This is a genomic window from Micromonospora sp. LOL_021, assembly GCF_048060215.1.
In the GTDB taxonomy this organism is placed as follows: domain Bacteria; phylum Actinomycetota; class Actinomycetes; order Mycobacteriales; family Micromonosporaceae; genus Micromonospora_E.
Window position 1 is genome coordinate 1 of sequence record NZ_JBHMIN010000079.1, and the last position, 20007, is coordinate 20007.

18 protein-coding genes are annotated in these 20007 nt (G+C 70.8%); 9 read left to right on the top strand and 9 right to left on the bottom strand.

Annotated features, from left to right (window positions below):
- The 3 genes from ACFHWT_RS29560 to ACFHWT_RS29570 all read left to right on the top strand — a co-directional run.
- A partial coding sequence (locus ACFHWT_RS29560) for a PadR family transcriptional regulator (RefSeq protein ID WP_416597940.1) occupies window positions 1-489 on the top strand: 489 nt, incomplete at its 5' end.
- Between the two features lie 102 nt (window positions 490-591).
- Window positions 592-945 (top strand): YciI family protein, encoded by a 354-nt coding sequence (locus ACFHWT_RS29565; protein WP_416597941.1) that lies wholly within the window; start codon window positions 592-594, stop codon window positions 943-945.
- A 5-nt stretch (window positions 946-950) separates the two neighbouring features.
- Window positions 951-2261: an RNA polymerase sigma factor gene (locus ACFHWT_RS29570; protein ID WP_416597942.1), complete on the top strand. Its 1311-nt coding sequence runs from the start codon at window positions 951-953 to the stop codon at window positions 2259-2261.
- Between the two features lie 54 nt (window positions 2262-2315).
- Here ACFHWT_RS29570 and ACFHWT_RS29575 read toward each other — a convergent pair whose 3' ends face one another.
- From ACFHWT_RS29575 to ACFHWT_RS29595, 5 genes are read right to left on the bottom strand one after another with little or no spacing between them, the layout of a single operon-like run.
- Window positions 2316-3317, bottom strand: a complete 1002-nt coding sequence (locus ACFHWT_RS29575; RefSeq protein ID WP_416597943.1) for an ABC transporter ATP-binding protein — start codon at window positions 3315-3317, stop codon at window positions 2316-2318.
- The gene (locus tag ACFHWT_RS29580; RefSeq protein ID WP_416597944.1) at window positions 3304-4314 is read right to left on the bottom strand and encodes an ABC transporter ATP-binding protein; all 1011 of its coding nucleotides are present in this window, start codon (window positions 4312-4314) and stop codon (window positions 3304-3306) included. The genes ACFHWT_RS29575 and ACFHWT_RS29580 overlap by 14 nt, the downstream gene beginning before the upstream one ends.
- Window positions 4314-5171 (bottom strand): ABC transporter permease, encoded by an 858-nt coding sequence (locus ACFHWT_RS29585; RefSeq protein WP_416597945.1) that lies wholly within the window; start codon window positions 5169-5171, stop codon window positions 4314-4316. The genes ACFHWT_RS29580 and ACFHWT_RS29585 overlap by 1 nt, the downstream gene beginning before the upstream one ends.
- Window positions 5168-6112 carry an ABC transporter permease gene (locus tag ACFHWT_RS29590; RefSeq protein ID WP_416597946.1) on the bottom strand — a complete coding sequence of 315 codons (945 nt, stop codon included), beginning with the start codon at window positions 6110-6112 and terminating at the stop codon, window positions 5168-5170. Before ACFHWT_RS29590 ends, ACFHWT_RS29585 begins: the two co-directional genes overlap by 4 nt.
- Before the next feature lie 9 nt (window positions 6113-6121).
- Window positions 6122-7699 (bottom strand): ABC transporter substrate-binding protein, encoded by a 1578-nt coding sequence (locus tag ACFHWT_RS29595; RefSeq protein ID WP_416597947.1) that lies wholly within the window; start codon window positions 7697-7699, stop codon window positions 6122-6124.
- Between the two features lie 393 nt (window positions 7700-8092).
- Here ACFHWT_RS29595 and ACFHWT_RS29600 point away from each other — a divergent pair, with 393 nt between their 5' ends.
- The 3 genes from ACFHWT_RS29600 to ACFHWT_RS29610 all read left to right on the top strand — a co-directional run bounded on the left by ACFHWT_RS29600 (window position 8093) and on the right by ACFHWT_RS29610 (window position 12674).
- Window positions 8093-10696 carry a rhamnogalacturonan lyase gene (locus ACFHWT_RS29600; protein ID WP_416597948.1) on the top strand — a complete coding sequence of 868 codons (2604 nt, stop codon included), beginning with the start codon at window positions 8093-8095 and terminating at the stop codon, window positions 10694-10696.
- A gap of 103 nt (window positions 10697-10799) precedes the next feature.
- The gene (locus ACFHWT_RS29605) at window positions 10800-11273 is read left to right on the top strand and encodes a type II toxin-antitoxin system PemK/MazF family toxin (RefSeq protein ID WP_416597957.1); all 474 of its coding nucleotides are present in this window, start codon (window positions 10800-10802) and stop codon (window positions 11271-11273) included.
- 129 nt (window positions 11274-11402) lie between these two features.
- Complete coding sequence (locus ACFHWT_RS29610; protein ID WP_416597949.1) at window positions 11403-12674, top strand: glycosyltransferase; 1272 nt, start codon at window positions 11403-11405, stop codon at window positions 12672-12674.
- A 16-nt stretch (window positions 12675-12690) separates the two neighbouring features.
- On the opposite strand, the gene ACFHWT_RS29615 is transcribed toward ACFHWT_RS29610, so the two are convergent.
- On the bottom strand, window positions 12691-13341 hold the full coding sequence (locus ACFHWT_RS29615; RefSeq protein ID WP_416597950.1) for a DUF4360 domain-containing protein: 651 nt from the start codon (window positions 13339-13341) through the stop codon (window positions 12691-12693).
- Window positions 13342-13821: 480 nt separating this feature from the next.
- On the opposite strand from ACFHWT_RS29615, the gene ACFHWT_RS29620 reads away from it, so the two are divergent.
- Window positions 13822-14469 carry a DUF4360 domain-containing protein gene (locus ACFHWT_RS29620; RefSeq protein ID WP_416597951.1) on the top strand — a complete coding sequence of 216 codons (648 nt, stop codon included), beginning with the start codon at window positions 13822-13824 and terminating at the stop codon, window positions 14467-14469.
- Between the two features lie 76 nt (window positions 14470-14545).
- On the opposite strand, the gene ACFHWT_RS29625 is transcribed toward ACFHWT_RS29620, so the two are convergent.
- Together ACFHWT_RS29625 and ACFHWT_RS29630 are read right to left on the bottom strand one after the other, a co-directional pair.
- Window positions 14546-15154 (bottom strand): hypothetical protein, encoded by a 609-nt coding sequence (locus ACFHWT_RS29625; protein ID WP_416597952.1) that lies wholly within the window; start codon window positions 15152-15154, stop codon window positions 14546-14548.
- A 14-nt stretch (window positions 15155-15168) separates the two neighbouring features.
- Window positions 15169-16773 (bottom strand): glycoside hydrolase domain-containing protein, encoded by a 1605-nt coding sequence (locus tag ACFHWT_RS29630; protein ID WP_416597953.1) that lies wholly within the window; start codon window positions 16771-16773, stop codon window positions 15169-15171.
- A gap of 147 nt (window positions 16774-16920) precedes the next feature.
- On the opposite strand from ACFHWT_RS29630, the gene ACFHWT_RS29635 reads away from it, so the two are divergent.
- Window positions 16921-17883, top strand: a complete 963-nt coding sequence (locus tag ACFHWT_RS29635; RefSeq protein ID WP_416597954.1) for a threonine ammonia-lyase — start codon at window positions 16921-16923, stop codon at window positions 17881-17883.
- 534 nt (window positions 17884-18417) lie between these two features.
- On the opposite strand, the gene ACFHWT_RS29640 is transcribed toward ACFHWT_RS29635, so the two are convergent.
- Window positions 18418-19149, bottom strand: coding sequence for a hypothetical protein (locus tag ACFHWT_RS29640; protein ID WP_416597955.1), 732 nt, complete (start codon window positions 19147-19149; stop codon window positions 18418-18420).
- A 326-nt stretch (window positions 19150-19475) separates the two neighbouring features.
- Here ACFHWT_RS29640 and ACFHWT_RS29645 point away from each other — a divergent pair.
- A partial coding sequence (locus tag ACFHWT_RS29645; protein WP_416597956.1) for a cellulose binding domain-containing protein occupies window positions 19476-20007 on the top strand: 532 nt, incomplete at its 3' end.

The following is a 20007-nucleotide window of genomic DNA, read 5'->3' on the forward strand; positions in this document are numbered from 1 at the left end:
GGCGGCGGCGGCCCGCGGCGGGGCCGGGGCGGCGGACGCGGCCGGCGCCGGCCGAACGTGCGTGCCGCTGTGCTCGCCCTGCTCGTCGAGGGACCAATGCACGGGTACGAGATGATCCGGGAACTCGACTCCCGTACCGGCGGTGCCTGGCGACCGAGCCCGGGATCGATCTATCCCACCCTGCAGCTGCTCGAGGACGAAGGGCTGGTCGTCGGGACCGTGGACGCGGCCGGCGGCAGCCGCCGGCAGTACGCGTTGACCGACGCCGGCCGCCCCGAGGCCGAGCAGGCCGCCGAGCAGGCGCCGTGGACCGAGCTCGCCCCGGAGACCGTGGAGAGCTGGCACGACGTGCGCGAATCCGGTATGCAGACGTTGCACGCCCTGCGACACGTGATGTTGAACGGTACCGCCGAGCAGCGGGAGCGGGCCCTGGCCGTACTCGACGAGACCCGCCGTAAGCTGTATGCCATCCTGGCCGACTCCGAGTAGGTCGCCGGTCACGGCAGGATTCGCCGGATCAGCTGTCGATCCGCCGGCCCGCCGATCGTCGTCATGGCGTACGACAACACCACCACCTGCGAGGAGCCCGACATGAAGTACATGCTGTTGTTCGTCAGTGCGCCGACCGACGGCCCGGACCAGCCCGGGGCGCAGTGCACCGTCGAGGACTGGATGGCCTACGACAAGCAGATGAAGGACGCCGGCATCTGGGTCAGCGGCAACGCCCTGGCCGACCTGACCACCTGCACCTCGGTCAAGGTCGACGTCGACGGACAACGGATCGTCACCGACGGTCCGTTCGCCGAGAGCCGTGAGGTGCTCGGCGGGTACGACGTCATCGACGTACCAAACCTGGACGTCGCGCTGGACTGGGCGGCCCGCTCGCCCGGCGCCCGCGACGGGGGATCGGTGCAGGTGCGTCCGATCGCCGACTTCGGGCTCTGACCGGGATGGCCGGCGGCGAGCCGCAGGACCACCCAGCCGCCCGGGCCCCGGGAACGGACCCGGCGGCGGTACGCGCGTCGGTGGCGGCCGTGTTCCGCGAGGAACACGGCCGGCTGCTCGCCACTCTGGTACGCCGCTTCGGTGACCTGCACCTGGCCGAGGAGTCCGCTGCCGAGGCCATCGAGGCGGCGCTGACGCACTGGCCGGTCTCCGGGGTGCCGACCCGTCCCGGCGCGTGGCTGCTGACCACCGCTCGCCGCCGGGCCGTCGACCGGATCCGCCGCGACCGGGCGTTGGCCCTGCGGATCGCGGTGCTGCAGACCGAGGCGGACCGGGCCGACCCGGCTCCGGCGGCGGACGTCGACCGGGACCTGCCCGACGACCGGCTCGCCCTGTTCTTCACCTGCGCCCACCCGGCGCTGACCGCCGAGGACCGGGTGGCGCTGACCCTGCGCTGCCTCGGCGGGTTGACCACCGCCGAGGTGGCCCGGGCCTTCCTGGTACCGGAGGCGACCATGGCCCAGCGGATCGTCCGGGCGAAACGCAAGATCCGCGACGCGCGGATCCCGTTCCGGGTGCCCGGTGCCGACGAGTTGCCGCAGCGGCTTCCCGGTGTCCTGCAGGCGGTGTACTCGATCTTCACCGAGGGCTACGCGGCCAGCTCCGGTCCCCGCCTGCAACGCCTGGACCTGGCCGAGGAGGCCATCCGGCTGGCCCGCATCCTGCACCGGTTGCTGCCCGCGCAACGGGAGACCGCCGGACTGCTCGGTCTGCTGCTGCTGGTGCACGCCCGCCGACATACCCGGACCGGACCGGACGGGGTGCCCGTGCTCCTCGACGAGCAGGACCGGCGTCGGTGGGACCGTCCAATGATCGGGGAAGGCTGTGCGTTGGCCCGCACGGCGTTGACCGGCGGCGCACCTGGCCCGTACGGGCTGCAGGCTGCCATCGCCGCGCTGCACGACGAGGCGCCCGACGTCGCCGGCACCGACTGGCCGCAGATCGTCGCCCTCTACGACGTACTGCTGAGGGTGGCACCGTCGCCGGTGGTGGCGCTGAACCGGGCAGTGGCGGTGGCCATGCGGGACGGCCCGGCAGCCGGTCTGGCCCTGCTCGACGACCTGGCCGCCGATCCGCGCCTACAGGCGTACCACCCGCTCCCGGCGGCCCGGGCCGACCTGCTGCACCGGCTCGGCCGGTACGCCGATGCGGCCGACGCCTACCGGCAGGCGGCGGACCTGGCCGGCACCGAACCGGACCGGGAACATCTGCGGCGTCGGCTGGCCGCCGCCGAGGCCGCGACCCGCGTCGACTGAGCCGGTACCGGGCCGTCATACACTCCGCAGGCCACTGACCGACCCGGGTTCGGTTCAGCCGGCGGCGTCGTCCGGCAAGTGGCAGGCGGCCAGGTGGCCGTCGCCGCGCACGGTGAGCACCGGATCGTCGACGGCGCACCGGTCGAACGCCGCCGGGCAGCGGGTCCGGAAGTTGCAGCCACTCGGCGGGTCGGCGGGAGACGGCACCGAACCCCGCAGGATGATCCGTTCCCGGGCCCGCTCGGCGACCGGGTCGGGCAGCGGCACCGCGGACAGCAGCGCCCGGGTGTAGGGGTGCGCCGGCCGGGCGAACAGCGTCGCCCGGTCGGCCACCTCCACGATGCGGCCGAGATACATCACCGCGATCCGGTCACTGAGGTGCCCGACCGCAGCCAGGTCGTGGGCGATGAACAGGTACGCCAGCCCCAGCTCGTCGCGCAGGTCCTCCAACAGGTTGATGATCTGCGCCTGGATCGACACGTCGAGCGCGGCGATCGGCTCGTCCGCGACGATCAGCTCGGGCTCACAGGCCAACGCGCGGGCGATACCCACCCGCTGGCGCTGCCCGCCGGAGAACTCGTGCGGGTGCCGGTGCGCGTGATCCGGGTCGAGGCCGACGAGTTCCAGCAGCTCACCGACGCGGTGCCGGCGGGCCCGTGACCCCCGGTGCAGGCCGTGTACCGCCAACGGCTCGGCGACGACCGAACCGATCGTCATCCGGGGGTCCAGCGACGCGTACGGATCCTGGAAGATCATCGTGACCTGCCGGCGCATCGCCCGCAGGTCCCGCCGACGCAGCGCGGTGACCTCGGTGCCCCGCATACTGACCCGCCCACCGGTGGGTTCGACCAGCCGCAGCAGGCCCAGCCCGGTGGTGCTCTTGCCGCACCCCGACTCGCCGACCAGCCCGAGTGTCTCGCCGGCCGCGACGGTGAAGGTCACCCCGTCGACCGCCCGGACCACCGCATCCGGCCGGCGGCGTACCCCACCAGCGGCGACCGGGAAGTGCACCCGCAGGTCGGTCACGCTCAACAGCGGCTGCTCAGTCACGCGCACCGTCCGTGCCGGTGGCGGTGCCACCGTCGACGTCGTAGAAGCAGGCCACCCGGTGCCCCGGGCCGACCGCGCGCAGCGGCGGCACCTCGGTGGCCGCCCGTGGATCGTGCCGGTAGCCGCAACGCAGATGGAACGCGCAGCCCGGCGGCAGCGCCGTCGGGTCCGGCGGTTGACCGGGGATCGTCGTCAGCCGGCGCGGCCGCTCGGTGCCGACCCGGGGCACCGCCGCCAACAACCCCATCGTGTACGGGTGCCGGGGCGCGGCGTACAGCTCATCGACCGGTGCCTGCTCCAGGATCCGGCCGGCGTACATGACCGCGACCCGGTCGGCGATCCCGGCCACCACCCCAAGATCGTGGGTGATCCATACGACCGCGAGGCCCAGCCGCCGCTGCAGCCCGGCGACCACCTCGAGGATCTGCGCCTGGGTGGTGACGTCCAGCGCGGTGGTCGCCTCGTCGGCGAGCAGCACCTTCGGCTCACAGGCCAGCGCCATCGCGATCATGACCCGCTGGCGCATCCCGCCGGAGAACCGGTGCGGGTAGTCGCCGAGCCGGTCCCGGGCGTCCGGCAGCCCGACCTGTTCGAGCAGCTCCACCGCCCGGTCGCGGGCCGCCGCGCCGGTGGCCACGCCGTGCAGCTCGATCGGCTCGACCAGCTGCGACCCGATCGTCTTGACCGGGTTGAGCGAGGTCATCGGGTCCTGGAAGACCATCGCGATCTCGTTGCCCCGGATCCGTCGCAGCTGTCGCTCCCCGGCGGCCAGCAGATCCACACCGTCCAGCAGCACCTGCCCGGCGACGGTGGCCGCCTCGTCGAGCAGGCCGAGGACCGCCAGCGCGGCGACGGACTTGCCGGACCCCGACTCGCCGACGATGGCCAACGTCTCGCCCGGGTGCACGTCGTAGCTCACCCCGTTGACCACCCTCGCCACGCCCCGTCGGGTGCCGATGCGCACCGTCAGGTCCCGTACCGACAGCACCGGGTCGCCGGCCATCAGCCCTGCCCCCTCGACTCGATGACCGACCGTTGCCGTGGGTCGAGCGCGTCGCGCAGCCCATCGCCGACCACGTTGAACGCCAGCACGGTCGCGAAGATCGCCAGACCGGGGAAGATGCCCATCCACGGTGCCTGACTGACGAAGTCGCGGCCCTCGGCGAGCATCCGGCCCCAGGCCGGATCGGGTCGCTGCACGCCCAGGCCGAGGAACGACAGCGCCGCCTCGGCCAGGATCGCGAACGCCAGGCTCAGCGACGTCTGCACGATCACCGGCGCGGCGATGTTCGGCAGCACATGGCGCAGGAGGATCCGCAGATCGCCGGCGCCGACAGCCCGCGCCGCCCGGACGTACAGCTGGGCCGAGACGACGAGCGTCGCGGCCCGCACGATCCGGGCGAAGATCGGCGTGTAGACGATGCCGATGGCGATCATCGCGTTGGTGATGCCCGGGCCGAGGATGGCCAGCACCGCGATCGCCAGCAGGATCGCCGGGAACGCGAACAGCACGTCCATGGTGCGCATCAGCAGCGCGTCCGTCGCGCCGGAGTAGAAGCCGGCGACCAGCCCGATCAGCAGCCCGGCGGTCAGCGAGATGCCGACCGCGACGAACCCGACCTGCAGCGACACCCGGGCACCGACCAGCACCCGGCTCAGCACATCGCGGCCGAGGTTGTCGGTGCCGAACGGGTGCGCCCACGACGGGGCGGCCAGCCGGCCCGGCACGTCCACCTCGTTCGGGTCGTACGGGGCCAGCCACGGCCCGACCACGGCGACCGTCGCCAGCACGGCCAGCACCAGCAGCCCGGCCAGGGCCAGCCGGTTGCCCAGCAGCAACAGGACCAGTCGGCGGGTCATCGGCGCCGTACCCGCGGGTCGAGGTAGCCGTAGAGCAGGTCCACCAGGAAGTTGACCACCAGGAACATCAGCGCGATGGCCAGCACCGCGCCCTGCAGCAGACTGTAGTCGCGTCGGACGACCGCGTCGTACGCCAACCGGCCCAGGCCCGGCCACTCGAAGATCACCTCGACGATCACCACTCCGCCGAGCAGAAAGCCGAGCTGCAGGCCGACGGCGGTCACGATGGAGATCCAGGCGTTGGGCAGCACGTGCCGGCGGACCGTCTGCCAGCGGGACAGCCCCTTGGCCCGGGCGGTACGGGCGTAGTCCTGATGCAGCGCCTCCAGCACCGCCGAGCGGACGAACCGGGTCAGCACCGAACCGGAGATCAGCCCCACGGTCATCGCCGGTAGCACCAGGTGGTGTGCCGCCCGGACCGGATCGTCCAACGGCGACACGTAGCCCGAGGCCGGCAGCCAGCCCAGCAGCAGCGCGAAGAGCAGGATGTACATGATCCCGCTCCAGAAGTCCGGCACCGAGATCCACAGCTGGCTGAACCCGGTGGCGATCCGGTCCACCAGCGAACCGGAGCGCACCGCGGAGACGATGCCCAACGGCAGCGCGATCGCCAGCGCGACGGCGAGCGCCGCGCCGGCGAGCAGGCTGGTCGGGCCGAGCCGGGCCAGCAGCAGCCGGGTGACCGGCTCACCGCTGCGGAAGCTGACCCCCAGGTCGCCGGTGACCGCGCGGGCCAGCCAGCCACCGTACTGGGTCAGCAGCGGCTGGTCCAGCCCGGCGCGGGCCCGCATCGCCTGGTACAGCTCCTCGTCGAAGCGGGTGCCCAGGGCCAGCCGGATCGGGTCACCCGGCACCAGCTGAACGATCAGGAAGACCGCGACGCTGACCCCGAGCATCGCGACGACCGTCTGCAACGCCCGCCACAGCAGGAAGCGCGACATCGCGCCCGCTCAGTCGGCCAACCGTACGGTCCGCAGCCGGGTCTTGCCGTCCGGGTGCATCTCCACGCCGGACACCTGCGGTGCCCAGGCCAGCGTGGCCTGCGGGCTGTACAGGTAGCCGTAGCTGACCTCGTCGATGATCAGCTTGGCCGCCTGGTGGTAGAGGTCGCGCCGTTCGGTGTCCTCGACGCTGGCCCGGGCCTGGTCGAGGAACTGGTCGACCTGCGGGTTGGCGTAGCCGTGGAAGTTGAACGAGCCGGCGGAGTGGTGCTGGGCGTAGTAGGCGTACTCGCCGTCGAGGTTGTTCAGCCAGCCGAGGACGTAGCAGTCGTAGCTGCCGTTGCCCTGCTCGTCGAGCCAGCTGGCGAAGTCGAGGGTACGGATCTCGGTGTCGACGCCGACGTCGCTCCACTGGCTGGCGATCACCTCGGCGGCGGCCAGGGTGTGCGGGTACTCGTTGGTCAGCATCAGGTCGACGGTGAGGTCGGTGACGCCGGCGTCGGCGAGCAGCTCCCGGGCCTGGTCCGGATCGTGGCTGAACGGGGCGTAGTCGGTGGCCCAGAAGTTGCCCGGTGGCATCGCCGACTGCACCGGGGTCGCGGCGTCGAAGAAGGCGGCCTGGGCCACCTGTTCGCGGTCGATGGCGAACGACAGCGCCCGACGTACGTCGATGTCGTCGAACGGCGGCCGGTCGAAGTTGCAGGTGAAGTACCAGTAGTCGTTGCTGGCCTGCTGGCCCAGCTCGACGTCGGGATCGTCGCGCAGCGTGGCGATCTCCTGGGCCGGCACGTTGTTGGTCAGGTGTACGGCGCCGGTGCGCAGGTTGGTCAGCGCGGTGGTCGGCTCGGAGACGAACCGGAACTCGACCCGGTCGACGTACGGACCGTCGCCCCAGTAGTCCGGGTTGGCCTCCAGCACGATCCGGTCACCGGGTGTGTAGCTGACGAACCGGAACGGCCCGGTGCCGATCGCGTCGGTGGTCAGCCCGTCGCCGTCGACCAGCTCGGGGGCGACGATCGCCATCCCCTTGAACCCGCCGATGTTGGCCAGCAGGTTGGGGGTCGGCTGGTTGAGGACGAACTCCACCGTACGGTCGTCGACCTCGCGTACCTCGTCGACGGTGGTGAACCGCCAGGCGTTCGCGGCGGTCTCCGCGTCGGTGATCCGTTCGAAGCTGGCCACCACGTCGCTGGCGGTGAACTCCCGGCCGTTGTGCCAGGTCACGCCGTCGCGCAACTGGAAGGTCCAGGTGAGCAGGTCCTCGCTGACCTCCCACTCGGTGGCCAGCGCGGGTTGGAAGCTCAGGTCGGGGGCCGGCTCCACCAAGGTGTCGTAGACGTTCTCCATTACCAGGAAGGTGGGCGACGCGGTGGAGACGTGCACGTCCAGGCTGTCCGGCTCGCTGGAGATGGCCACCACCAGGGTGCCGTCGGAGGTGGCCGGCCCGTCGTCAGTCTCCAGGGACTCGCCGGCCGAGCAGCCGGCCAGCGCGAGCGCCGCGACGGCGGCGAGGCTCGTCGCGCGTGCGGCCGACCGGGTGGTACGCGCGGATCGCCGCCGGTGCGGGAACGCTGGGGAGGGATTCACCGTCTGTCTCCTACCTCGTTGTCGCCGTTACGGGCTTGACGGGCCGGGTTGCGTCGACGGGATGGTGCACGTCGGGGCTGGTGCACATCGCCAACTGCGTGGTGCCGCCGGATGATGCCGCGACTGGCTGCGGATCGGTGCACCGACCCTAGTCGATCGCTGCAGGGGTCACAACTCGATGACCTCAGGTGACCGTGGTACGCGTCGGGTCGGTCCGCAGTCCGAATGTAACGGTTCATCCTGCGAAAGCCCGCCTTGACACGCCGCTGAACCCATCCATAGCCTTCAGTGGCTTGTATCGTTTCATTGACTGTCACGGGTGCCGAACACCGTCACTCGGCCGGCCGGTCGGCCAGAACCGGCCGGGCCGCCCGTCGACCGAGGAGAATCCGGATGAACCGTCGTACCCGACGTCGCCGTCCCCACCGTCCACCCACCACCGTGGCGTTGCTCGCCAGCGTCCTCACCCTGACCCTCGGCGTACCGGCCGGCGCCGCGCCCGCCGACCGGGCCGACGATGTCCGGGACCCCGACGGACCGGCCGGTGGTGGCCACCCCGACGCCACCCAGCTCGAACATCTCGACCGCGGCCTGGTCGCCGCCGCCACCGACCACGGTGTCTTCCTCAGCTGGCGGCTGCTCGGGCACGAGGTGACCGGCTCCGGCACCACCGGCATGACCGGCGCCGACTTCCACGTCTACCGGGACGGCCGGCGGCTGGCCACCGTCACCGACAGCACCAACTACCTGGACACTGATCCTGCGACCGGCGCCGGCTACCAGGTCGCCGCCGTGGTCGACGGCGTGGAGGTCGACCGCAGCGACGCGGTGCACCCGTGGTCGCAGGCCTACCACGACCTGCCGCTGCGTCGACCCGCCGACGGGGTCACCCCGGCCGGCGAGGCGTACACCTACTCGGCCAACGACATGAGCGTCGGCGACGTCGACGGCGACGGGCGGTACGAGTTCATCGTCAAGTGGGACCCGTCCAACTCCAAGGACGTCTCCCAGGTCGGCTACACCGGACCCGTCTACCTCGACACGTACCGGCTGGACGGCACCCTGCTGCACCGCATCGACCTCGGCGTCAACATCCGGGCCGGTGCCCACTACACCCAGTTCCTGGTCTACGACTTCGACGGCGACGGCCGCTCGGAGATGATGCTCAAGACCGCCCCCGGCACCAGGACGATCAGCTACCGCCCGGACGGCCGGGTCGCCGGGGAACGCTACGTCACCATGCCGGAATCCGACCGGCGGGCCGGCTACTCGCACCGCGACGACTACCGGATGTCCGCCGCCGACTACCACGACCACCTGGTGGCCGTGTTCCAGGGCTGGCATGCCCACCCGGAGGTGGTCGCCGGCAACTGGCCGGCCACCCTGGAAGCGGCGTTCGGCATCGACCCGGCGTACGAGTATCCGCTGTCCCGGGCCGACGCGCGGGCCCTCGCCGACCACTTCGTCGACGTCTACGCCCCGGCCCGCAGCAGCCGCAACAACCTGCGCGCCTTCGAAGGCTTCATCGTCGACGGCCCCGAGTACCTCACGGTGTTCGACGGCGCCACCGGGCGGGAACTGCAGACGATCCGGTACAAACCCGGCCGGCACGACGACGGCCTGATGTGGGGCGACTACGCGATGTCGCGAATCGAGCCGGGCAACCGGGTCGACCGGTTCCTCGCCGCAGTGGCCTACCTGGACGGCCGCCGGCCGTCGGCGGTCTTCGCTCGCGGCTACTACACCCGGTCAACTCTGGTCGCTTACGACTGGGACGGGCACCGGCTCACCGAGCAGTGGTACGTCGACAGCGGCTGGACGCCGATGACCAACCCGTTCAACGACTCACCGCACGGCCGCGACGGCACCGACGCCGAGTTCGCCACCATCACCACCCAGGGGCAGCACTCGATCAGCGCGGCCGACGTCGACGGCGACGGCCGGCACGAGATCGTCTACGGCGCGGCCACCATCGATGACGACGGGAGCCTGCTGTACAGCGCGTTCGCGCAGCTGCCGCCGCAGAGCGCGGCGCCCGGCACCATGGCCCGGCTCGGCCACGGCGACGCCATGCACGTCACCGACATCGACCCGCACCGCCCCGGCCTGGAGGCGTACCTGGTCTTCGAGGGCGGGCGGTGGGCGCCGTACGGGCACGGACTGCTCGACGCCGCCACCGGTGAGGTGATCTTCGGCGCGTACTCCGGAGTGGACACCGGCCGGGGCATGATCGGGGACGTCGACCCGGGGCGCCCCGGCCACGAGGTGTGGGCGGTCAGCGGGCTCGGTCTGCACACCGCCACCGGCGAGCCGCTCGGCTCGCGGATCCCCGGCACCAACATGAGCATCCGGTGGGCGGCCGACGGCACCACCCAGATCGTCGACGGCGCGATCGACCAGACCCCGACCATCGACGACTGGCGTCGGGGTCGGCTGCTCACCGCCGAGGGCACCCGGGCCAACAATCACACCAAGGGCAACCCGGGCCTGGTCGCCGACGTCTTCGGCGACTGGCGGGAGGAGCTGCTGCTGCGTACGGTCGACAGCGGCGCGGTCCGGATCCACCTGAGCACCGAGGTGACCGACCGCAAGATGTACACCCTGATGCACGACTCGCAGTACCGCGCCGAGGTCGCCCGCCAGCAGACCACCTACAACCAGCCGTCGTACCCCGGCTTCTACCTGGCCGCCGACACCGACTTCGGCCAGGTTCCGGTGCCGGAGCTCTGGGCACCGGGCAGCCTGCCCGCGCTGCGGACCGCGTACGACGGATTCCGGCGCGACGGCGCGATCACCGGACCGGTCACCCACCGGCTGTCCGCCGCGCTGCGCCAGGCGCAGTGGCACCTCGACCGGGGCCGCGCCGGCGAGGCGACGCAGGCCCTGCAGCGCTTCGTCCACCACCTGGCGCATCCGCATCGGCGCGACCGGGTCGACCCGACCGCCGCGAACGCGCTGAACCACCAGGCCCGGACCGTCCTCGGCATGCTCGGCTGACCACGATTCGACAGACCGGGAGCTGACCCGCGGTGCGCGACGGGCTCGGCCCGTCGCGCACCGCGGGTGGTGCCAACCGATAGGGTCGTCGGTCGTGGGAAGACTGTGGCAGGGCGTGACCGCGACAGTTGGCCGGCTGGCCGGTCAACGCGTACCGGCGCAACGGCGCCCGACACCGGCCAAGCTGGCCCGGCGCCGGCAGGTGGCTGCGTTGCAGCGGCGGCAGCTGTCGTACGCACCCGAGCTGGACGGACACGCCGATCCCGGCGAGATCGTCTGGACCTGGGTGTCGTACGAGGAGGACCCCCGGCAGGGCAAGGACCGCCCGGTGCTGGTGGTGGGCCGGCGCAGCCGCACCCTGTTCGGGCTGATGCTGTCCAGCCAGTCCGACCGCGACGGGCAGCGGCACTGGCTGTCGCTGGGCACCTGGGGCGACGACGGCCGGCCGAGCTGGATCCGGCTCGACCGGGTGCTCACCATGCGGGAGGACAGCATCCGGCGTGAGGGTGCCATCCTCGACCGGGGCCGGTTCGACCGGGTGTGCCAGGCGTTGCGGGCCGGTTACGGCTGGTCCTGACCAGGTCGCCGCCTGCCGCCCGCCGGCGACGACGAAGACTTCCGTCGGGCACAGTTCGCCGACACGTCACCGCCGTGTGCCCTGCCCGCGGCCCGGCGGTTGCCATGCTGGCCGGATGGTGACGGCATCATGAGGATCGTTCGGCTGGCGAATTTCATCACCGGCAGCTCCGGTGGGTTACGGACCGCGCTGCGGGAACTCGGCACCGGCTACCTGGCCGCCGGCCACGAGCCGGTGCTGGTGGTGCCGGGGGCGGCCGACGCGGATGAGGACACCGCGCAGGGGCGGGTGATCACCGTCGCCGGGCCGGTGGTGCCCGGCACCGGCGGCTACCGGGTGCTGCTCGGCCGTTCCCGGGTACGCCGCCTGCTCACCGAGCTCGCCCCGGACCGTCTGGAGGTCTCCGACCGCACCACCCTGCGGTGGACCGGACAGTGGGCGCGGCGGCACGGCGTACCCGCGTTGATGGTCTCCCACGAGACCCTCGACGGCCTGTTGCGGTTGCCGTTCGGTGTCCGATCCGCCGGCCCGGCGAAGCTGACCGACCGGGTCACCGAGCGGACCGCCGACCGGCTCAACGCGGCGACCGCCGCCGCGTACGACCGGGTGGTGTGCACCACCGAGTGGGCCGCGCGTGAGTTCACCCGGATCGGGGTGGACAACCTGGCCCGGGTGCCGCTCGGCGTGGATCTCGACCAGTTCCATCCCCGTCGGCACGACGAGGCGGTACGCGAGCGGTACGCGCCCAACGGTGAACTGCTGGTGCTGCACTGCGCCCGGCTGTCCGCCGAGAAGTGCCCGGAGCGGGTCCTCGCCGCGCTGGCCGCGCTGCGCGACCGGGGTGTACCCGCCGTCGGGGTGATCGTCGGCACCGGCCCTCGTCAGGCGGGTCTGCGCGCACACGCCGTCGAGGCCGGGCTGACCGTGCACTTCGCCAACTACGTCGGCGACCGCGACGAGGTCGCCCGGCTGCTGGCGAGCGCCGACGTGGTGATCGCACCCGGGCCGGTGGAGACCTTTGGACTGGCCGCCCTGGAGGCCCTGGCCAGCGGAACCCCGGTGGTGGTCGCTGCGGAGAGCGCGTTACCGGAGGTGACCGGAGACGCCGGGTTGGCGGTGGCCGGCGGCGGGTCGGAGTACGCGGACGCGATCTGCGAACTGGCCGGCCGACCGGTGGCGGCGCGACGCGCGGCGGCCCGCCGCCGGGCGGAGGGCTTTCCCTGGTCGGCGGCGGTCGACGGCTTTCTCCGTGCCCACCGGGCCGACGCCGGCGGTGACCAGCTCGGCCGCGGTGACCAGTTCGCTGGCGTCGACCAGATCGCCCGCGCTGCTCGCTCCGGGTCCGGCACCGCGTACGACAGCGCCGGGCGTGGGCATCGATCTGCCCGCGCCCGGCGCTGACTAGCGGATCAGGTGGTCAGCACCTGACCCAGTCCAGGTTGAACAGGGTGTCGACGTTGCCTTCGGTCGTGGTCATCGACATGCTGGCCCGGCCGCTGGAGGTGCCGGCGTCCACTCGCAGCTCGGTGTTGATGTTCAGCACCCGCTGCTGCCCACACGGGACGTACACCAGCACTGGCGCGTGGTCCGCGGTGGCCCAGAAGCCGTTGTACGGTCCGCCGAACGTGGCGTCGGTACGTCTGTTGTCGGACGAACCCTGCCAGTAGTAGTTCGTCCGCTGCCGGCCGGTCGCCCCACTGGGGATCCGGGCCCGCCCCCGGTAGTCCGCGGTGGCGACCGCGAAGGTCCAGCCCGCCGGCACCTTGACGAGCACACCGAGTTGGCAGTTCTTCCGGCTGTCGGTCGGGTCGGCCCCGTCACCAACGGTGGCGAGGAAGTCGTAGTAGCGGATCCGGAAGCCGGTGTTGTCGGGGTTGGCGACCACCCTGGCCGTGCCGGGCGCGCAGCCCGAACCACTGGCGGCCACCACCTCCACGGTGATGTCGCTGTCCGGCACGGCGCTCGACGTCGCCGGGAAGGCATAGGCCGGAGCGGTCAGGGTCAGCGCGAGAACCGTGCCGAGTGCGGCGAACATTCCGTGTCTCGCGCCGGTGAGGCTTCTTTTCATTCCGTTCCCCTCGGGGCTCAGGTTATGACGGCTTGGGCACACACGACTTTGCGGAACAACCGCGCCGTGGATCTTTGTCTGCTGGGCCCTTTGGGATCATGGGGGATTGGGTCCAGAGTGCTTCGGCGGGGCGTCCTGCGAAAGGATGATAGCGACGGGCATCGATTCATGCAAGTATCTGCCGAGGTCGTTGTGTTGATATTGATTCCGCCCTGGTCGCGTGCCGCTTGCTCGTTTCGGTGGGATCAACTAGTCGGTCATTGGAGGCAATTGGGTCCACACCTTGTCATGCTATGGGCGATTTGCGCGGTTGGCGCGTCGCTGTCAGCTCCGCCGGCTGAATCGGGATGGTCGGCGGCGAGATGGCGTGCGATCAATTTCCGATCCCCCTGTGGCAATTAAATTTACGTTGACAAGCATCAATGCCTGTACGTAGATTGTTGCGCACGCATCGTCGCATCACACATCGGAGGAGGTTTCATGCGCAAACTGCTGACGCGTGGCGGCGTGGTGCTTGCGTTGCTCGCCTCATCGTTGATCTCGGGCGCACCCGCGTCCGCCAAGGGGATCCTGGATGACCCACCGGATGACCAGGTTGTGATCGATCTGGTCGCGATGGCGGGTTCCGGTTGTCGGCCAGGTACCGCCGACGTCGCCGTCTCGCCGGACAACACCGCCTTCACCACCATCTACAGCGACTACCTGGTGCAGGCGGGTCCGGGCATCTCGGTCACCGAAGGCCGCCGGAACTGTCAGCTCAACGTGCTGGTGCACGCGCCGGCGGGCTACACCTTCGCGATCGTGAAGGTGGACTACCGCGGCTACGGGCTGCTCAGCCCGGGTGCCATCGCCACACAGCGGGCCAACTACTACTTCCAGGGAATGACTCAGGGCACTTTCAGCAGCCACCCGATTCCGGCTCCGCTGGACGACAACTGGATGGTGAGCGACGAGGTGCCGATCGCCTCCGTGGTCTGGCATCCGTGTGGCGAGATCCGCAACCTCAACATCAACACCGAGTTGCGCCTGAGCAAGGGATCGTCGACGGACGTCAGCTTCCTGACGATGGACTCGACGGACGGCAGCATCGAGACGATGTACCACCTGGCCTGGCAGCCCTGCCCGTGAACTGACTGACCCCGACCCGACGACAGAGGGTGGCCGGTGTGACCGGCCACCCTCGGCCGGGCCCGTCGGGGTCGTCCTACCCGGCGACGACCACCGGTGCCCGGCGGGCAACGTGGACGCCGGGCCCCAGCCGGGCGGCGACCCGGGTCAGAGCCCGGTCACCGGGTCGGACCGTGACGTGAAAATGCGCAGCCGTCGCTGGCGACAGGTCACCGCCCCACGCCACGGTGCCCTCGCAGTCGGCGAGAATGTCCCGCACGACCGCCTCCTGGTGCGGCCACAGCGACTCGCTACCGCCCAGTGGATAGGCGGTCGGGTACAGGGCGATCGCGGTGCCGGAGAGGTAGTTGGACTCGAAGGCGATGCGTCCCGCGAGGTCCGCAGCGTAGCCGGCGACGCCGCCGCCTTCGCCGGTGTCGACCGGGCCGATCTCGTAGTGCCAGCGGCGGGCGACGTACAGCAGTACCACGGCGGTGGGGCCGTGACGCAGCGCGACCGAGGCGGTGGACCCCTCGATGCGGTGGACACCGATGGTCGTTGGATCGATCCGCCAGCCGTTCGCGGATACCTCGTGGATTTCGTTTCGTGCCTCGGCGACATCGGTCGCGTGGGCGGCGCCGGTGGGCGTCAGGGCGAGCACACCGGTGCCGACAGCGCCGCCGAGCAGGACTCGTCTGGTGATCATCTCGGGCTCCTCGCTCACTGGCCGGGTACGAGCGCGGCGACACCCGGATCGGCTCCGTCCCGCCAGACGTCGTGGTCCAGTCCCCAGCCGGGCGCGAACTCGTACTCCCGGATCTGGTTGAACGACCAGTTCGCCGGTAGCGGGAAGCCGAGATTGCCGGAGTAGCCCCAGGACATCCCGGAAACCAGCGACCATCGGGCGCCGACCTCCTGCGAGACCCGGCTGCAGACGTTGCGCGAGCCGTAGACTCCGAACTGGTAGCGGTCGCCCGACTCGGTGAGCGCCGCCTTCACCCCTTGGAAGTACGGCTTGACCCCGCTGTCGATGTCGACGTCCAGGGCGTCGAAGTCGACAGCGAAGTAGATGCAGGTACCGGCGGGAATCCGGTGCTCGACGGCCTTCTGATGGGCGATCCGCCCCTGGTCGTATCCCTTGGGATAGGTGAAGTTGACCAGCTGGGTGCCGTTGTACTGGAAGATCGGGAAGAACCGTAGCCCGGCGTCCAGAATGTTCTGCGGCTCGCCGGGCTTGAGCGCCTTGTCCAGAAAGTACGGGTCCGACGGCGGCAGATGCTCGTCGAGGTACCGCCCGACGATCCGGTAGCCGGCCGCGACGAGCTGGGCGCCGCGGGCCGCGGTGATCTCGGTGATGCAGTCGCAGCCGGTGGCGGGCCGGCCGGTGTCGCCGCAGGAGACGAGCAGCTGAGCCCAGGTGGTGTAGTCGTTGGTGCCGCTCTCGGCGATCTGCGAGAAACGCTGAAATGCACGCAGCCACGCCAGGTGGGTGGCGGTCTCCACATCGGTGTCGATGTCCTGCGGGTGGTACGCCAGCGGCAACTGCGGATCGCCCGGCAGCATGGTCGGCGAGTTGACGTAGCAGGCCGACCGGAACAGGTACCGCAGATCGCCGGTGAGCCGTCCGGAGCCGACCCCGCGGAGCCCGGCCTGGGTACCCGGCCCGAAGTTGCCGTTGATCGAGCCCAGCGGGATGCCGACCTCGTACTGGATGGCCATCATCAGCCCTTGCTGCACGTCCCGGGAGTAGATCCCGTCGCAGGGCACCAGGCTCATCGCCGGAATGCCGACGCCGGCCACGTAGCGCGAGTTCAACCGCTGCTGGATGCCCCGGACGACAGCGTCGCCCGGTGGCACCAGGCGGAACTGGTCCATCCGAAGCATCGCCCGCGCGACGTGCGGCCACATCGCCCGGCGGGCCGACAGACCGGCGTACGAGAGCCCGGCGTCGGCGTAGAGCTGACTGAACGAGTCCTCCGAGTCGGCGGTCCAGCCCCCTTGGTCGGTGGCGGCCCAGTAGCCCTTGCACCACAGCGCGGCGTTGTAGATGCGGACCAGGTTGGTGTTGGTCTCCTCGGCCGGCAGCCGGTTGCGCGTGCGGACCGCGGCGAAGGTGCCGGGCCCGAAGTTCTGCACCGTGGGCGAGATGCCGAGCTCGTACTGCAGCCCCTGGGTCAGCGATAGCACAGTCGGCCAGCCGGTGCGCCCGTCCTCCGGGCAACTGAGGTATCCCGGCGCGCCGGCATAGGTGGCGTTGACCCACTGCTGGGCCGCGAGTACATGGCTGTCCGCCAGGCTGGTTCGCGGCATGCTGGAATCGATCATTTCAAACATCCCCCGTGCTGTCGTCCGATGAAATGGACGATACGGCCCACTGAGGGGGTTGTAAATTGTCTGTCGTCGATCAACATTCCGGCCGGACGTGAGCTGAGCGGACGGGTGCCCGGGTCCTGCCGCGGGTATCGTCCCGGCGTGCCCAGGACACGCCTCGACCTCGACCGGATCCACGCCGCACGCCGGGTGATCGACCCCGTGTTCCTCGATACGCCGTTGTACCGGTGCGACACGTTGGGACGCCAGCTCGGCTGCACCGTGAGCATCAAATTGGAGACCGCGAACCCGGTCCGCAGCTTCAAGGCCCGGGGTGCCGAACTGGTGGCGAGCGGGCTGGCCGGGCAGGGCCGGACCGACGTGGTCTGCGCCAGCGCCGGTAACCTCGGCCAGGCGCTCAGTTGGTCCGGCCGCCGACGCGGCCTGGCCGTCACGGTCGTGGCGTCGCGGGCGGCGCCGGTGGCCAAGCTCGACCGGATCCGCGCGCTGGGATCCGCGCTGGAGCTGGTCGACGGCGACTTCGAAGCGGCCCGGGAGCGGGCCGCGCGGGTCGCGCGCCGGCGCGGAGCCCGGCTGGTCGAGGACAGCTTGGATGTCGAGACCTGTGAGGGCGCCGCGACGATCGGCCTTGAGCTGGTCGGCGGCGTACCCGACTTCGACGCTGTGCTGCTTGCCCTGGGCGGCGGTGCGATGGCCAGCGGTGTCGGCCATGTCCTGAAGGCCCTGGCCCCCGGCGTCGAGGTGATCTGCGTGCAGCCCGCTGGCGCGCCGGCGATGACCCGGTCCTGGCATGAACGGCGGGTCGTCACCACCGAGCCGGTCGACACCATCGCCGATGGTGTCGCCGGCCGGCTCCCCATCCCAGCGGTCCTGGCCGACCTACTCACCGTGGTCGACGACGCCGTCCTCGTTCGCGAGTCGTCGATCGTCGCGGGCATGCGGCTGCTGCTCGAGCATCCGGGGCTGGTCGTCGAGCCGTCAGCCGCACTCGGCGTCGCCGCTGTGCTGGAGGACCGCGACCGCTTCGCCGGGCGGCACGTCGTCACGGTCGTCTGCGGCAGCAACGTCGATCTGGGTGCCTATCAACGCTGGGTCCTCCGGTGACCGGCGCCGGCGCCGACCTCGGCACGCGTACCGGCAGCGCCGACGCCGCAACTCGACCACGACGCAGGTACGGCGACCAGGTCCGGGCATGGCGAGGCCCGGAGAACTGTCCTGTCTCCGGGCCTCTGGGCTGCCGCCCATTTGCTGTCGCCAGCACGTTCAACGGGACGGATCACTCTTTATGACGCCGGGTTTTGCCCTTAAACTACCGCGCCGCGTGGAGGCGCGAGCTGGAATCGAACCAGCATCCAGCTGTCCCTGTCCGTCCCTCCTCGACCTGACGACCGGCGGCGAATGCTGAGCGTGGAGCGAGAGCCTGAGTGTGTGGCGGCTGCCTCTGCCAGTTGGGCCACCCCGGTGTGGCTGGTACCGGGGGCGGGACTCGAACCCGCACTGGGACCGCTTCGTCAGTTTCGTCGTCAGCTTCAGCTTGGTGCTCCTCTGCCGTCAGCCGGTGCGTACCCGGCTGACGGCCACCCCCGGGGCTCAGTCCGGGGGACACTGTGAAGGTACCCGGCAGCAGGTGGTCCGCGACTACCCGAACAGGTAACCGAAGACCGCGTCGCCGATGCGCTGGTCGGTGACCTCGGCGCCGTTGGCCTCTTCGCGGGCGAACTTCACCGCGGTCTGCAGCGCCGCGATCCGGTCCTGCAACTCGTTGACCCGCCGGGCCGGCAGCGCACCGGAGAACTTCACCGTCGTCCAGTAGCCGACCGGTACGTCCTCGTAGTAGACCTCGACCTGCGCCGGGTGTTTGTCGGTCGCCTCGGCCTTGACGTGGTTGCGGGGCACCTTCTTCGTCTTGACCGTACGCACCGGTTCGGTACGCCAGGAGTCGGTTGACTCGTCGCGTCTCCACGACTCGGCCGCATCCAGCACCGGCAGCTTCTTGACGAAGGTGTGCAGGTCGACCAGCTGCTTCTCCAGGAACAGCAGGTACGACACCGGCGCGGCGGTGACCAGCGTCCGGCCGTCGACCACGACGTCGGCGGTGGCCCGGGTGTTCGCCCAGTCCTTGGTGGCGGTCACGTCGAACAGCCGGGTCAGGGTCTTCGCCACGTCCCGCAGCACCTGCTCGGCGTGTACCTGCACCCGGGTCGACTCGGGCGGGAACTGCTCACCCTCCTCGTCCTTCGGCTGGTAGGTGCGGGAGATGCCGGACAGCAGCGGCTGCTTCTGCACCACGTGGTGCGCCTCGGTCAGCTCCGCGAAGGACTTGCTCTTGACGCCCTTCTCCACCGCGATGATCTGGTTCAGCTTGGTCACGGCGATCATGCTGGCAGACGACGTCAACCCGGTCGAGCGGATTCGCTGCGGCCGGTACCGGCTGAACCGGTGATTGTATCGATCACTGTCGCGTGCCAGAATTCGCCTCAGCCGCACCGGGAGCTAATGCGAGCGGCTCGTTTCAGACCGAGGGGAAAGCCGGGGGTGACCACCGTCCGGCGCCGGGCACTCCTCTCCCCAGCCCACCACGTCGACCGTCCTCGACCGTGCGACCCGCACCGTCCGACCCAGACCGGACCGGATCCGGTCGACAGTCGACACCCCTGGCTCGTGGTGGCAGCCCTGCGGATCTGTAGGAGAACGCGATGTCATCCGTCCCGAGACGCACCGTACGCCGTAATCTGCTGGCCGCCGGCGGCGCCGCCGCGCTGGTCGCCGCAGCCCTGATCATCCCCACCACCGCTGCCCACGCCGCAGTGGTCTGCAACGTCACCTACCAGGCCAACACCTGGAACGAAGGCTCCGGCGCCGGCGGATTCACCGCCAACATCACCATCAACAATCGGCAGGATCCGGTCAACGGCTGGAGCCTGCGCTTCACCCTGCCGTCCGGTCAGACCCTGACTCAGGGCTGGTCGGCGAACTGGAGCGGCAGTTCTGGCGCGATTACCGCGACCAATGCCTCGTGGAACGGCAACCTGGGTACCGGGGCGTCCACCTCGATCGGCTTCAACGGGCGGTGGACCGGCAGCTACTCCAGCCCCACCGCGTTCACCTTGAACGGGGTGGCGTGCAACGGCGGCACCGGCCCGACGACTCCGCCGCCGGTCACCACGGCGCCGCCGACGACTGCCCCGCCGACCACGGCGCCGCCGACGACCGCCCCGCCGACCACGC